Origin of the sequence: Peribacillus sp. V2I11 (assembly GCF_030817135.1) — a bacterium.
Lineage (GTDB): Bacteria > Bacillota > Bacilli > Bacillales > DSM-1321 > Peribacillus > Peribacillus simplex.
The window spans coordinates 3,028,908-3,042,889 of record NZ_JAUSYW010000001.1; the positions used below are offsets into that span (position 1 = coordinate 3,028,908).

The following is a 13,982-nucleotide window of genomic DNA, read 5'->3' on the forward strand; positions in this document are numbered from 1 at the left end:
TGATATAGGGAAAGGATCAGTATTGGTAATATCAATAATGAGAGGATAGTTTTGTGTGATGCATATATGGCTGATTAGTTTTATTATTTTATTATTGCTATTAATATTTTATACTATTATCCCAACGGTGCTTATTCGTGTATGCAGTCTGGGAATAACAAAAAAAATCAATTCGAATAATGGGATAGCGCTAACTTTCGATGATGGCCCAAACCCTGAATATACAATAAAATTACTTGATCTTTTAGAAGAGTATGAGATAAAGGCCACATTTTTTGTTGTTGGCAGTAAAGTGAAAAGTAATCCTGAAATTATTAAAAGAATGCATGAAGCGGGACATACTATAGGGATCCACCATTTTCACCATGTTTCAGGCTGGGTGCTATCACCCATCCATCTGAGGAAACAGTTGGAAATGACTGAAAAGGCGATAAATGAATGTACGAATGAAAAGGTGGTTTTTTATAGACCGCCATGGGGCCATTTTAATATGTTCACCCCACTTTTCAGTAAGAAATATAGAGTGATAATGTGGTCCGGCATTTTCGGTGATTGGAAAGTCGAAAAATGCAGAAATACTTTGCTTGATCAGCTGCGAAGCACTTCAACGGAAGGTTCCATCCTGTTGCTGCATGACTGTGGTGAAACCTTGGGGGCGGATAAAGAAGCACCAGGCCATATGATTGAAATGTTAAAAGTTTACCTACAGGAGAGTAAGGAAAAAGGAATACACTTTATTACTTTAAAAGACTTATAACTAATTCTGGGGGTATTATGAATATAGATACGCTTTTACACTTTATTGATTCATATGGATACCTAATCATTTTTCTTTTTTTATTCTTCGGCATTGTGGGAGTGCCTGCTCCAGAAGAATCACTTCTATTTCTAATTGGGGTGTTGGTTGTCCAAGGTAAGCTCTCAATGGGTTTAGCAATGCTGTGTGCAATTCTCGGCGCCTTTATCGGAATGCTTGCAGCTTATGCATGCGGAAAATATGTGGGGTATCCATTTATAAATAAATATGGAAGATTCATTGGAATTACGAGTGAACGCTGGGAGAAAGCAAAGAAAAACTATACGGATAATGCACAAAAAACCTTAGTATTGGGATTTTACATTCCGGGAATAAGACAAATTAGTCCATATTTTGCAGGAATCTCTTCTATACCCATTCGGAAATACTTCCTTTTTTCCCTCTTAGGCACTATACTCTGGACCGTCCCTTTTATAGTGGCCGGTTATTATGTGGGGGATGCTTTTAATGTTAATACCAAATATGTTCCATATTTAGGTGTTTTATTTTTAATTATTTTTGTACTATATGTTACTATCAAATACATTAAAAAGAGAAAACAAATGTCCAAAAGTTGAGTCGGCTCCTTATTATAAAGCGTTGGAAATTTAGGAATCTGTTCAACGATATTGTAAGAGGAAGGTATCATGAACTATATATTTTCGTATTTTCAGAATGATTTCTTAGGAGATGACACATATGAAGAAGATTTTGTTTTTACCTCTCTTTCGAATGCAGTCGGGACATCATCAAGTTGCAGAGGCATTAATGGATATGTTAAAAAAGCATTCAAATGGGATTACTTATAAAAAAATAGATCTAATCAGTTATACCAATACCTCTCTAGAAAAAATCATCGCAAATAGTTATCTAACATGGATCCGTTATGCGCCGGAAACCTATAATCTTGCCTATAAGAATCTGTTTTATGTGCACTCGCCAAAGGAACGGATATTTAAGTGGTATCAGCAATTATTCATGGGCAAGATGGAACAATTGATAGCCGAAGAAAAGCCTGATTTAATTGTGTGTACACACGGTTTCCCTTCCTATCTTTTGAGTCAGTTAAAGCTAAAAGGGAAGTGCAGCACACCGGTTATAAACGTGTACACCGACTTTTTTATTAATAATGTGTGGGGAAGCGAAGGGATAGATGCCCATTTTCTTCCTAGTCAAGAAGTAAAAGAAAAGCTGATGAGTAAGCGTCAAATACCAAAACAAACGATGATGGTCACTGGTATTCCCGTGCACGAGGAAATCACTAAAAATGCCCGTATACAAAGAAACACAGAACGACCAAAAATTTTAATATCCGGAGGAAATTGTGGTCTGGGAGGGATTTTGAACTTAGGTGATAAGTTAAAGAATTCAACCGACTTTGATTATTTAGTTCTTTGCGGGAATAACAACAAGCTTTATGAAGAAATCGATACATGGAACTTACCTCATATCAAACCATTGCCTTATATCTCATCAAGGTCTGAAATGAATAAGCTTTATGAAGAAGTTGACGCAATCGTTACGAAACCGGGCGGTGTCACGATTAGCGAGGCATTGCGAAAAAGGCTTCCCATTTTTGTTCATTCCAGGCTTCCCGGGCAGGAGGAAATTAATCTACAGTATTTAAAACAACAAGGACTTGTATTTAAACTTAATCAGAAAACGCCTTTTGAAAAACAATTGTTGAGTATATTGAAGGATCAGAAAAAAATGAAAAAATGGAACACCTCCATGGAATCCTATCATAAGGAAATAGAGTTGGAGAAACCTGAGGGAATAGTGGAGGTCATGAAATTCATCCTTAATCTTAATCAAAATGGTACGCCTTCCTATCTAGCCCGACAGCCCAAACTTCTTTATAGCTGAGATGTATTGTTTTTTTTTTACTGGTGATCCTAAATGGTAGAATGAATACGGAAGGCTGCTGAATTAGCAGCCATATGAAAGGTCGGAAGAAAGATTGGTTTTGCAAAAAACATACCTTATGATTTTTTTGATTATACTGTTTGCGGCAGTGGGCGCGGGTTGTTCAAATGATGAAGCGGAAAAAACGGAAATGAAGGCGCAAGCAGGCGGAAAAGTGGAATTGACGGTTTCCGCAGCTGTAAGTTTGCAAGATGCCTTAAATGATATAAAAGAGTCTTTTGAAAAAGAGAATGCAGATGTGAAAGTTCATTATAACTTTGGCGCCTCTGGAGCTCTTCAGCAACAGATATCCCAAGGTGCACCTGTTGACCTGTTTTTCTCAGCTGCAGAAGATAAATTTGATAAGTTAGTAGATGAAGATCGTATTGAAGAGAAAAACGGAATCGATTTAGTCGGCAATGACCTGGTGCTGGTGGTGCCAAAGGATTCCAAAAAGGAAATCGGATCGCTGGAAGACCTCACAAAAGCCGCTAAAATTTCGATTGGCACTCCAGAGTCTGTACCGGCAGGGCAATATGCGAAACAAACTTTGGAAAACATGAACCTCTTTAAAGAGGTTGAAGATCGATTGGTATATGCCAAGGATGTCCGGCAAGTGCTTACATATGTGGAAACTGGAAACGTGGACGCAGGCCTCGTCTATAAAACGGATGCGCTCCACTCATCAAAAGTTGAAATCATTGCAGCAGCCCAGGCAGATTTACACGATCCGATCACATATCCCGTCGGCATGATCAATGATCTGGATCATGCCAAGGAAGCCAAGCTATTCTATGACTATCTCCAAACGGAAGCCTCCATGAAAATTTTTGAAAAACACGGATTTGAAAATTTGAAATAACCACCAATCTGGTGGTCTCAGTTTGTAGACAAAAGGGGTTCGGAATTAAAAAATTCTGAACCCCTTTTGAAATTCCCTTTGAATTTTCGCCTAAAGTTAAGAGATTGGGGCTCTACGAGCCCACTATGTTAGGCCATTTTTGGACCTCGCCATGTCCAATTGGCCATCTTCTTTAAATTAATGGCAGCGAAAGTTAGCATCGCCTGCATCGACAATTTTTTAAGTCCCCTTAAAGTAGTCCAACGCATACCATGCTTTTCTTTTGCATCTGCGAATACACGCTCAATCGTTTCTTTACGTTTTGCATATATAGGTTTTACATCTTGATGATGACGCAGATGATCTGCTTCTTCCACATGTGTTTGCCAGATATGCCGTGTCACCACTTTTTGACAGTCTTTGCTTTCTGTACACCGAGATAAAAATGAGCATGTTGTACAAATTTGTTTTGGCGATTTGTACTCGCGATAGCCCTCTTTATTTGTTGTTGAGTACTTTAAAGTTTCGCCCGAAGGGCAAAGGTAACAATCAAAATGTTCATCGTATACATAGTCCTGTTTGCGGAAAAATCCTTCTTTGGTGCGAGGACGTGTATAAGGTAAAGCCGGTATGATTTCTTTGTTAAATAGGTAGCTTGTAATCGCTGGTGTTTTATAAGCTGCATCTGCGGCAACGGCTTCCGGTTTTCCAACTTTCTCAATCACTTGTTCAACTAGTGGCTCTAAGATCTGACTGTCATGTGTATTTCCAGGTGTTACAATCGTTCCCAATACAAAACCGTTTCGGTCTCCGCGTGGAATGAATAGGCAAACTGTTTTGTTCGTTCATCTTTCACATAGTAGCCACTCTCAGAATCCGTTGTACTTTCTTTAATCTCTTTGGTCTCTTCTTTATCAAATTTATCTGGTGGAAAAGGCTTTTTTCCATGGTTTTCACGATCTTGATTGATTTCTTCTTGAAGACGTCCTTGATACGCTCGTGTTTCTTTACGAACGATTTTCTCTTCAAATTTCCGTTTATTCGCACTGGCTTTCACATGTGTGGAATCCACGAAAACGTGTTCAGCACTTATTAACTTTTTATTAGCAGCTGTCATTAAAATGCGATAGAAAATCTGTTCAAACAGGTCTGTATCTTTAAAGCGTCGCTCATAATTTTTCCCGAACGTAGAGAAATGAGGTACTTTATCATGGAAACCATAGCCTAAGAACCAACGGTAAGCCATATTGGTTTCAACTTCTTCAATCGTTTTACGCATGGAACGAATACCGAAGGTATATTGAATGAAAGTCAGTTTAACTAAAATAACTGGATCAATACTTGGGCGTCCTACCTCTGAATACATATCTTTCACCAAGTCATAAATGAAAGTGAAGTCAATGGCAGCCTCCATTTTACGAACCAAATGGTTCGGTGGCACCAGTTGATCTAAAGTAATCATTTCAAGTTGATCTCGCTGAATAGAATCATGTTTAGAAAGCATCCTCATCACCTCAAGTTTTAATACTTCTATTTTAAAACAAAAATGACTCCAGGCAAAAGTGTTCTATCTAAAAGGTAAGACAAAGTTGATTGGAACGGAAGGTACGAGACTCCTGCGGGAAAAGCGCGTCTAGGGGAGACCCCGCAGGCGAAAGCCGAGGAGGCTCCCCGACCGCCCGCGGAAAGCGAGTGCCTGGAGTGGAAATCAACGTCCAAATTGTACAAGCCATAAAAATAGACAAACTCGATTTTCATCGAGTTTGTCTACAGTCTGTAACCACCAATCTGGTGGTTTTTTTTTTGGGCGTATCAAGTAATATTAGGTATATTTTCCTTTATATCGAAACCTCATCTCACTTTAAACGTAAGAATAAGAACATGCATGTATTCATCTTTCAGCATAAGTGGATAATTCGGCCTGCACTTGACTGCGAATGGTTCCATTCTTTTTGAAAACTGTGTAAAACAGCTTAACCGGCAGGTATCCTATAACCCCACCGAGAGTATTCAGGTTCAAATCATCGGTATCAAAACTGCCTAAATCAAATAAAAGCTGAAGAATCTCATAGGTGAAGCTAAAACAGAATGTTGCAATCAAGATCGATTTGAGTTGGGAAAACCTTTTTGATAGTAATGGAAGCATCAAGACAAATGGTACAAAACCGATGATATTCCCCACTATGTTTTCAATCCGGATGGATGTATTTACATCCGCTAAGAAGAGGTAATAGAAAATGGTTTTAAAAGGGATGAAATTATGGGATCCCCAATAGCGGCCATTGAAGGAAAAACTAATATGATCATTCATTTCGGTTATCGAGAATGTTTTAAATAAAATGAGCTTTGTAAGAATTAATAGATATAGAACCATACATAGCGATAAAAGGACTTTTACGAAAATTTTCATGATACTACTCCAATATAAAAGTAGGAAACATTTATCATTTTATCATAAATGGTATATGATGAGTTTAATGTAATATTTTACAAGTTTATTAGGGCGAATTACCAAGGAGGAGTAGAAGTGGAGGAAGCAATAATTGATTTTCTCATTGTAGTCATGTTAATTATTGGTTTCACATACGGTCTGATTAGGCAATTTAGACAATGCGTCAGTATCAGGAATGGAAGTAAATCTGATTATGCACATTACAAGAGGATACTGATTGGAAACTATCTGATTTGCCTATCCTATTCGGGTTTTCTTTTTTCCTACATTTTGAATTCATTACTGGCATCTCGTATTATACCGGCTTCATTTATTACAAATGATAATACTAGTTTTTGCTGTTTCAGTTTTCTTGCGATTCTATTAATCGCTAAATTTGGAATTATTCCTAAGGAAAATGAACAAGTTGAATTACAAGAATACATAGTTGAGAAAGAGGAAATATGAAGAAAATTTCGCTTACTTTATTAATCGTATGTATATCGATCACCTTTCTATTGAATTTTGCCATGCCTGAATTTGCTGGCAAAATGAAAGACAATATAAGTTCCATGAATATCCTGTATTCATACAGTGTCACAAAATCATTCTCGGAACAAACCCAAGATACGATCGAAATGGCATCCGTGCCTTCAGGGAAAACAGAGACCAGGAATGCCGATTTCCGAAGTGATGTTAAGCTTGAGGGAACTCCGCTGAATATTAAAGGTGTAGTGAAAGATAGCTTGAACAAGCCGGAAGCGTATAAAACTAAAGAAAAATTAACAGGTCCCGAAAAAGGGTTTTCATATCGGAAATATTATCTTACCAAAAATTATGATAAAGGAAGATATACAGTCATTCGAACGAATAAAATAACCGGAAAAGAAAAGGTGTATGTCGGAACTTACTATGAGCCGAGCGCGCAAGATCCTTTCGTCAAATGGTCACGTGATGAGAAATGATGGCTGATAATATCTTTTACATGAAAAGTTGAGTGATTATATGGAGAAAACAGTAAAGATCGAGGATTATAACCCTGATTGGGTTAGCGAATTTCAACAGGAAAAAGCGAGGATAATGGAGGTTTTAAAGAACTATTCCCCCCTTTGTGTTGAGCATATTGGAAGTACATCTGTCATAGGGTTGAGGGCAAAACCGATTTTGGACATCATGGCTGGTGTCCGGCATTTAGATGAAGCTGACACATTCATTGAACCCTTGAAATCGATTGGGTATGAATTTGTACCGCATAGGGAATTTCCCGAAAGGCGTTTTTTTAGAAAAGGCCAATGGAGAGCGGGGACACACCATTTGCATATCTATAGATTCGGAAGTGAACAGTGGAAGAATCAACTTTCATTTAGGGACTATCTAAGAAGCCATAATGACGTACGGAAACAATATCAGGAATTAAAATTATCCTTAGCTCAAAAGCATCCTGCAGATATAGTGGGGTACACGAAAGCGAAAGCGCCATTTATCCAAAATGTCATAGAATCAGCAAAAAATGAGGTGAATGGCGGGGGATTTCCAAGGTGAAAGATTTAGCCATGTTTCTGTAAATTTCCTGAAAGATGGTAACGGCAGTGAATGTAAACTGCCGTTTTTGTATGAGCAATTAGCATGAACTTCGAACAATGAGTTCGGGGGCAAACCGATATGTAATGTACGGGGTCTGATCTGCATTGGTTATCCGGTTCAATAATAACTCTGCTGTTTTAATGCCCATTTGTTGTATTGGTTGTCCGATTGTTGTGATGGATGGTTCATAAAACTCCGTATAAGCGACATCATCAATGCTGACAATGGCCACTTCCCCAGGGATCGGGATTTTTTGCTTTTTCAAATAGCTAAGGATTTCACGTAACACTAAATCATTTCCTGCCACTATGGCTGTTGGAGGTTTTTCTGCTTCGAATATCTGGGTCAATTTTTCTTGAATTCGATTTCGGGGTAAAGAATGAATATCATCCTCCCTGACTTCCAATTTATGAGATGCCATCGCTTTTTTAAATCCTTCGATTCTCTCCAATCTTGGTGTGATCGGGATATCGATCGGTAAGGTTAAAAAAGCAATATTTTCGTGTCCTTTTTCAGCCAGCATGGAAACAGCTAAAAAGATTGCAGCATGATTGTCCAAAAGAACGGAATCGGATGTAACTCCATCAACTAATCGATCAACGAATACCATTGGAATTGAATGATCGATCAAGTAATTATAGACTTTAAAATCATTTCCTACCGGAAAAATGATGATTCCATCCACTTGGGTAGAAACCAGCAAATCAAGGTATTCCTTTTCTTTCTCTGGATCATCGGCAGAGTCACATATGAATACTTTCATGCCATGCTGCTGAAGCTGTTCTTCAACGGTACGAATGATTTCAGTGGATAAAGTATGTAAAATATTAGCTACGAGTATGCCTATCACTTTTGTTTTTTTCACTTTTAAATTCCTGGCATTATCATTGGGACGAAAGTCAAGTTCTTGGATGACTTGCTCGATTCTTTCTTTTGTTTCAGCACTCATATAACGAAAACGTTGGTTAATATATTGAGAAACCGTACTTTTGGAAACACCGGCCTTCTCAGCAACATCTGATATGGTAGTTTTCTTTTTTTTCATGATGTTCTCCTAAAGGATATTATTTCTTGAAATAGAATGGGATACCTTCATCATAACAAAGGAGCATTACGATTCCAACGCCAGTTAGCTGATTTTGTTAAACATTGGATGTAAGAAACACCCTAAGCACTTTGGCTAAGGGTGTTAACCTTAAACATATTCATTTGAAAATCCTAATCTGGATTAACGAACGAGCCAGCCTCCATCAACAGCGAGGATATGGCCATTCATATAGTCAGAGGCCTTGCTTGCAAGAAAAACGACAGTTCCCATGACATCAAAGGGTGTTCCCCATTTTTCGGCTGGGATCCTTGAAAGAATGTCTTTGTTCCTTGACTCATCTGCACGAAGCGCCGCAGTATTGGCCGTTTCAATATATCCTGGGGCAATCGCGTTTATTTGAATGTTTTTAGACGCTAGTTCATTAGCGAATGCTTTAGTCAGCCCGGCAACGCCATGTTTACTAGCTGTATATGCCGGAACGAACTTGCCTCCTTGGAATGTGAGCATGGAAGCGATATTTATGATCTTTCCACTGCCTTGTTCAACCATTTCTTTGGCAACTAGCTGACTAAGAAAATAGAGGGAATTAAGGTTGATGTCCATTACAGCATTCCAATCTTCGTCTTTATATTCCAATAAAGGGGCTCGGCGAATCGTTCCTGCGTTATTAACAAGGATATCGATTTTCCCGTATGCATAAAGACAGCCTTTTACAACACCTTTAAGGCTTTCTTTATTCGTAAGTTCTGCTTGATAAAAGACTGCTTTTTGGCCGGTCGTTTCGATTAAGTCCTTTGTTTCCTGCCAATTATCACCATGGGCAACGATGAAAACATCTGCACCTGCTTTTGCTAATGCAACCGCATATCCTTGTCCTAATCCAGTATTTCCCCCTGTTACGATGGCAACTTTACCTTTTAAACTGAAAAAGTCCATTGAAAAATCCAGTAAACTCATCTAATTTCCTCCATCCCCATATGGATTAATAACCACTCTTTGCATGTTACTTCATTTCTGAAATGGAAAAGGTATCCATATCTTCATATGTATAATTCTCTCCAGCCATTGCCCAAATAAATGTGTAGTTGCTTGTAGCAGAACCACTATGTATGGACCACGGAGGTGAAATGACAGCTTGTTCATTTTTCATTACTATATGTCTTGTTTCATCGGGTTCACCCATCATGTGGAACAAAATGGCATCTTCAGCTAAGTCAAAATACATATAAACTTCCACTCTGCGGTCATGAACGTGAGGAGGCATGGAGTTCCAGACATTTCCTGGAGCCAATTCAGTCATTCCCATGCACAGTTGGCAGCTTTGGATTCCTTTTTCATGAATCATTCTGCGAATCGTCCGCTTATTTGCCGTTTCCTGCGACCCCATCTCATTACCTTGCACTTCCTTGAAAGCTACGTGTTGAACGGGGTATTTTTTATGAGCTGGAGCAGAGGCCAAATAAAATTTGGCGGGATCGGTGTCTGAATCACTAGTGAAAATCAGCTCTTTACAGCCTAATCCTATATAGAGACAATCGCGGTTTTGAAGGGTGAATACTTCCCCATCAACTGAAATCTTCCCTGATCCCCCTATATTAAATACACCTAATTCTCTTCGTTGAAGAAAATAATCAGCTTTTATGAAATCATGGCCCTCAAGCTTAACCCCTTTAGAGACAGGTTTGATTCCACCTATGATGATCCTGTCATCAAGGGAATAGCATAAAGAAACGTCATCATCGAGAAATAAATTTTCCACTAAAAAATTTTTGCGGATTTCACTTGTATCAAAGTGCTTGGCCTGTGACGGATGAATGGAATAACGTTTTTCCATATGCATATAAATAACCTCCTAATTTAGTAAAACGGTTTATCGGAATTTTCTAAAATGTTAGCGTTATCAATATTAAAAATATATATAATATTTTCCAAATAGTCAATAATAATAGAAAATTTTAGTGGGTGAATCAGCATGAAAGAGGAAATATATGATAAATACTATGTTTTTATGCAAAATAAAAATATAAAGATTAGTATTGTTAAAAACTGGTTTATATGGTAATCTGATTTCATTCAAAAGAAAGCGCTTTCTTGTGAGTTTTGGTTTACTAAACCGGTATACGCCTTTTTTCAGGAGGAATTAGGAATGAAAGATTTAGATGTGATCACCTTTGGGGAACCGATGACCATGTTCTATGCAAATGAAGCAGAGCCTTTACATGAGGTTAAATCCTTTTCCCGAGCGATTGCGGGAGCGGAATCAAACGTAGCATGCGGATTGGCGCGTCTTGATTTAGATGTTGCTTATATGACGAAACTTGGCAACGACAGTTTCGGTAAGTTCATCATCGGAGAATTGAATAAAGAAAAAGTCGACACGACAGGTATCCGTTTTACAAGTGATCATCCGACAGGAATGCTAATTAAGTCTAAAGTGCTTGACGGAGACCCAGAAGTGGAATATTTCCGAAAAAATTCAGCTGCTTCCACTCTGAATGTTGACGACCTCTCAGAAGAATATTTCCGGCAAGCTAAACATCTGCACGCAACAGGTATCCCATCCGCGTTATCTGAGGGCTGCCACGAGTTTACAGTTGCTGCCATGAAATTTATGAAGAACCAAGGAAAAACGGTTTCATTTGACCCGAACTTACGGCCTAGCCTATGGCCGGATAAACAAAAAATGGTGGATTGCATTAATCAGCTTGCTTACATTTGTGATTTCTTTCTTCCAGGCATGTCTGAAGCGGAAGCATTAACAGGACTTAAAAAACCTGAGGAGGTGGCTGAATTTTATTTGAACAAAGGAGTTAAAATGATCGTCATCAAGCTTGGAGCAGAGGGAGCCTATTATAAAAATGCGAATGAAGAAGGGTATATTAAAGGCTTTGTACCCGATAAAGTCGTTGATACAGTAGGTGCCGGCGATGGTTTTGCCGTCGGGGTGATCAGCGGCTTGCTTGAAGGCAAATCCACGATGGAAACCGTTACTCGGGGTAATGCGATTGGCGCTCTTCAAGTCATGTCACCTGGTGATATGGATGGTATGCCTAGCCGGAAAAGATTACAGGACTTTATTGAAAGTCAGAGCAAACTATCAAACGTTGAATGATCGATAACAGCAACCAGTTAACTCCACAACTAGACTTCCAATTACAAATAATCATAAATTTGATAATGAAGTGGAGAGATTGTGATGAGAATAAAAGCCGGAATAGAAAAGATCCCCGGTGGCATGATGGTTGTCCCTTTGTTCATAGGTGCTTTGATACATACTATTTTTCCTGACACAGCAACCTTCTTTGGAGGATTTACAGGTGCCATGCTAACAGGTACCGCTTCGATATTAGCCGTCTTTTTCTTTTGTGTCGGAGCTACGATAGATGTTAAGCAATCAGGGTATATTGCTAGAAAAGGATTTACATTGCTTATCGGTAAAGTCGTGTTTGCGGCATTATTAGGATATGGGGCAGCTTTGCTGCTTCCAGAGAATGGGATTCAAACTGGTCTCTTTTCCGGTCTTTCGGTTTTAGTGCTGATAGCAGCTTTTAATGAAACGAACGGCGGTCTTTATACCGCACTCATGACAAAATTGGGCAGAACGGAAGATGCAGCAGCATTCCCGTTCATCAGTATTGAAAGCGGACCGTTCTTCACGATGATCATCCTCGGTATTGGAGGCCTTGCTACGTTTCCATGGCAAACGATCGTCTCCACGTTGATTCCATTTGCAGTCGGTATGATTGTAGGTAACATTGATAAAGAATGCCGGGATTTCTTTGGACAGGCCGTACCGGTCCTTATCCCGTTCTTCGCATTAGCTCTAGGATTCGGGTTGGATTTTGGCATGATCTTAAAATCCGGTTTCATGGGTATTTTAATGGGTGTTGCTGTCGTCTTCCTTTCCGGCGGTGTCTTATATCTACTGGACCGCTACGTAACAGGCTCCGATGGTGTTGCTGGGGTCGCCGCTTCTTCAACAGCGGGTGCCGCAGTTGCTGTCCCTTTCATTATTGCCGAGTTAAACCCGCAATTTGCTCCTGTAGCAGAATCGGCAACGGCGATCATCGCGACAAGTGTATTGGTAACTGCGATTCTAACTCCCATGCTGACGATGTGGGTTGCAAAGAAACAAGAAGAAAGAGGCATTCCGCAGCGAAGAGGCAAGAAACCAACTATTTTGAAAGATTCAAATGTGACTTCCATACAAAAAGCGGAGTAAAACAAAATAAAATGTAAGCATTATCCAAAAAGCGACTGGGGGTATTGTCCCGGCTGCTTTTTTTTGTGATGTATGCACTTTGATGTTAAAATAAGGAAAAAGTGAAAAGGGATGTAAATGCCAATTCCTATCAAGGAGGCTTACATGAGAAAGGTCGAGGTCGTCCCACATAAGGAAGAATGGTCCAAGCTATTTCATGATGAATGCCAAAGATTACAGGATATTTTCGGGCCTGAAATGATAAAGTTATACCATATTGGCAGTACGGCCATCCCGGCCATCCATGCCAAGCCAGTAATAGATATTTTGGCAGTGGTAAAAGATGTGGAATGTGTGGCTGATTTTAATAAAGAGATGGAAGAGATAGGGTATGATGCCAGGGGGGAGAACGGAATCGCTGGACGACGGTTTTTTCGTAAAGGCGGGAATGGGAGGACGCACCATATTCACATGTTCCAAAAAGGACATGAAGAAATAGCCAGACACCTCGCTTTTCGGGATTATTTGCTGGCACACCGTGATGAGGCACAAAAGTATAGTAGGCTGAAGCAGCGCTTGGCAGCGGAATTTCCAGATGATATAAAAGGATATGTAAACGGAAAAGATGACTTTATAAAAAAGGTTGACGAAAAAGCGAAACATTGGGCGAAGCGTGGGGATCATCATGTTAATGAAGTGGATTAAATGCCAAGCGAATGAGGAAAACAAGCGTTCATTTTCAAAAGCACAAGAGGGATGGGGAGAATTGCGTAATTCGGCTGGTTTCATGGGTCAAATCGGAGGGTGGAATAGAACTGACCCCTTTGAAGCAGGCATTCTCTCCGTTTGGAAAGATTTCCATTCCTATCAAAGTTACATGCAGCATCAGCATGATGAAATATTCGGGAAGAGTGACCAAGGAAGTACATATACAAATATTTCTGTCGATATATACGAGAAAATATTCCATATAGGAACAAAAGACATTACGGATTTTTTTGGCAAGGGGAAAGTACTTCGAGTGGCTGACTGTTCTGTTGAAAATGATAAACAAGCCCATTTTGAGCAGGTGCAAAAAAGCGTATGGAAAAAGGGGGATGACACCGGGCCTGCTGTCAGGCGCATTCGGTAAAAAGCAATACGGGAGATACCTGGTCTTCTCATTATGGGACAATG

General features: G+C 39.4%; 15 protein-coding genes and 1 pseudogene. 11 read left to right on the forward strand and 5 right to left on the reverse strand.

What is annotated here, in order from left to right:
• The first annotated feature begins 58 nt into the window (after positions 1–58).
• The 4 genes from QFZ73_RS14775 (at position 59) to modA (ending at position 3,563) form a co-directional block, all read left to right on the forward strand.
• Positions 59–757 (forward strand): polysaccharide deacetylase family protein, encoded by a 699-nt coding sequence (locus QFZ73_RS14775; protein WP_251434405.1) that lies wholly within the window; start codon positions 59–61, stop codon positions 755–757.
• A 17-nt stretch (positions 758–774) separates the two neighbouring features.
• Positions 775–1,374 carry a DedA family protein gene (locus QFZ73_RS14780; protein ID WP_307267436.1) on the forward strand — a complete coding sequence of 200 codons (600 nt, stop codon included), beginning with the start codon at positions 775–777 and terminating at the stop codon, positions 1,372–1,374.
• A gap of 121 nt (positions 1,375–1,495) precedes the next feature.
• On the forward strand, positions 1,496–2,662 hold the full coding sequence (locus QFZ73_RS14785; protein WP_307267439.1) for an MGDG synthase family glycosyltransferase: 1,167 nt from the start codon (positions 1,496–1,498) through the stop codon (positions 2,660–2,662).
• Between the two features lie 100 nt (positions 2,663–2,762).
• Positions 2,763–3,563, forward strand: a complete 801-nt coding sequence (modA, locus tag QFZ73_RS14790) for a molybdate ABC transporter substrate-binding protein (RefSeq protein ID WP_307267442.1) — start codon at positions 2,763–2,765, stop codon at positions 3,561–3,563.
• Between the two features lie 128 nt (positions 3,564–3,691).
• Here modA and QFZ73_RS14795 read toward each other — a convergent pair.
• Together QFZ73_RS14795 and QFZ73_RS14800 are read right to left on the reverse strand one after the other, a co-directional pair.
• Positions 3,692–5,046 (reverse strand): annotated as a pseudogene (locus QFZ73_RS14795) (IS1182 family transposase).
• Between the two features lie 387 nt (positions 5,047–5,433).
• The gene (locus tag QFZ73_RS14800) at positions 5,434–5,952 is read right to left on the reverse strand and encodes a VanZ family protein (RefSeq protein ID WP_307267445.1); all 519 of its coding nucleotides are present in this window, start codon (positions 5,950–5,952) and stop codon (positions 5,434–5,436) included.
• Between the two features lie 117 nt (positions 5,953–6,069).
• On the opposite strand from QFZ73_RS14800, the gene QFZ73_RS14805 reads away from it, so the two are divergent.
• From QFZ73_RS14805 to QFZ73_RS14815, 3 genes are read left to right on the forward strand one after another with little or no spacing between them, the layout of a single operon-like run.
• Positions 6,070–6,441, forward strand: a complete 372-nt coding sequence (locus tag QFZ73_RS14805) for a hypothetical protein (RefSeq protein ID WP_251434343.1) — start codon at positions 6,070–6,072, stop codon at positions 6,439–6,441.
• Positions 6,438–6,938, forward strand: a complete 501-nt coding sequence (locus tag QFZ73_RS14810; RefSeq protein WP_307267450.1) for a hypothetical protein — start codon at positions 6,438–6,440, stop codon at positions 6,936–6,938. The genes QFZ73_RS14805 and QFZ73_RS14810 overlap by 4 nt, the downstream gene beginning before the upstream one ends.
• 40 nt (positions 6,939–6,978) lie before the next feature.
• Positions 6,979–7,515, forward strand: a complete 537-nt coding sequence (locus QFZ73_RS14815; RefSeq protein ID WP_307267453.1) for a GrpB family protein — start codon at positions 6,979–6,981, stop codon at positions 7,513–7,515.
• A gap of 79 nt (positions 7,516–7,594) precedes the next feature.
• Here the strand turns inward: QFZ73_RS14815 and QFZ73_RS14820 are convergent, their stop codons facing one another.
• From QFZ73_RS14820 to kduI, 3 genes are all read right to left on the reverse strand, one after another.
• Positions 7,595–8,602 (reverse strand): LacI family DNA-binding transcriptional regulator, encoded by a 1,008-nt coding sequence (locus QFZ73_RS14820; protein ID WP_307267456.1) that lies wholly within the window; start codon positions 8,600–8,602, stop codon positions 7,595–7,597.
• A 183-nt stretch (positions 8,603–8,785) separates the two neighbouring features.
• Entirely contained in the window at positions 8,786–9,562 is a 777-nt protein-coding gene (kduD, locus tag QFZ73_RS14825; protein WP_307267459.1) for a 2-dehydro-3-deoxy-D-gluconate 5-dehydrogenase KduD, read from the reverse strand.
• A 46-nt stretch (positions 9,563–9,608) separates the two neighbouring features.
• Positions 9,609–10,439: a 5-dehydro-4-deoxy-D-glucuronate isomerase gene (gene kduI, locus QFZ73_RS14830; RefSeq protein WP_307272791.1), complete on the reverse strand. Its 831-nt coding sequence runs from the start codon at positions 10,437–10,439 to the stop codon at positions 9,609–9,611.
• Positions 10,440–10,751: 312 nt separating this feature from the next.
• Between kduI and QFZ73_RS14835 the strand changes: the two genes are divergently transcribed.
• The 4 genes from QFZ73_RS14835 to QFZ73_RS14850 all read left to right on the forward strand — a co-directional run bounded on the left by QFZ73_RS14835 (position 10,752) and on the right by QFZ73_RS14850 (position 13,938).
• Positions 10,752–11,717: a sugar kinase gene (locus QFZ73_RS14835; RefSeq protein WP_307267461.1), complete on the forward strand. Its 966-nt coding sequence runs from the start codon at positions 10,752–10,754 to the stop codon at positions 11,715–11,717.
• Positions 11,718–11,801: 84 nt separating this feature from the next.
• Entirely contained in the window at positions 11,802–12,827 is a 1,026-nt protein-coding gene (locus QFZ73_RS14840; protein WP_307267464.1) for a 2-keto-3-deoxygluconate permease, read from the forward strand.
• A gap of 144 nt (positions 12,828–12,971) precedes the next feature.
• A complete protein-coding gene (locus QFZ73_RS14845; RefSeq protein ID WP_251434355.1) occupies positions 12,972–13,511 on the forward strand; it encodes a GrpB family protein in 540 nt (179 codons plus the stop codon).
• Positions 13,498–13,938 (forward strand): DUF4937 domain-containing protein, encoded by a 441-nt coding sequence (locus QFZ73_RS14850; protein ID WP_307267471.1) that lies wholly within the window; start codon positions 13,498–13,500, stop codon positions 13,936–13,938. Before QFZ73_RS14845 ends, QFZ73_RS14850 begins: the two co-directional genes overlap by 14 nt.
• Positions 13,939–13,982: the final 44 nt, after the last annotated feature.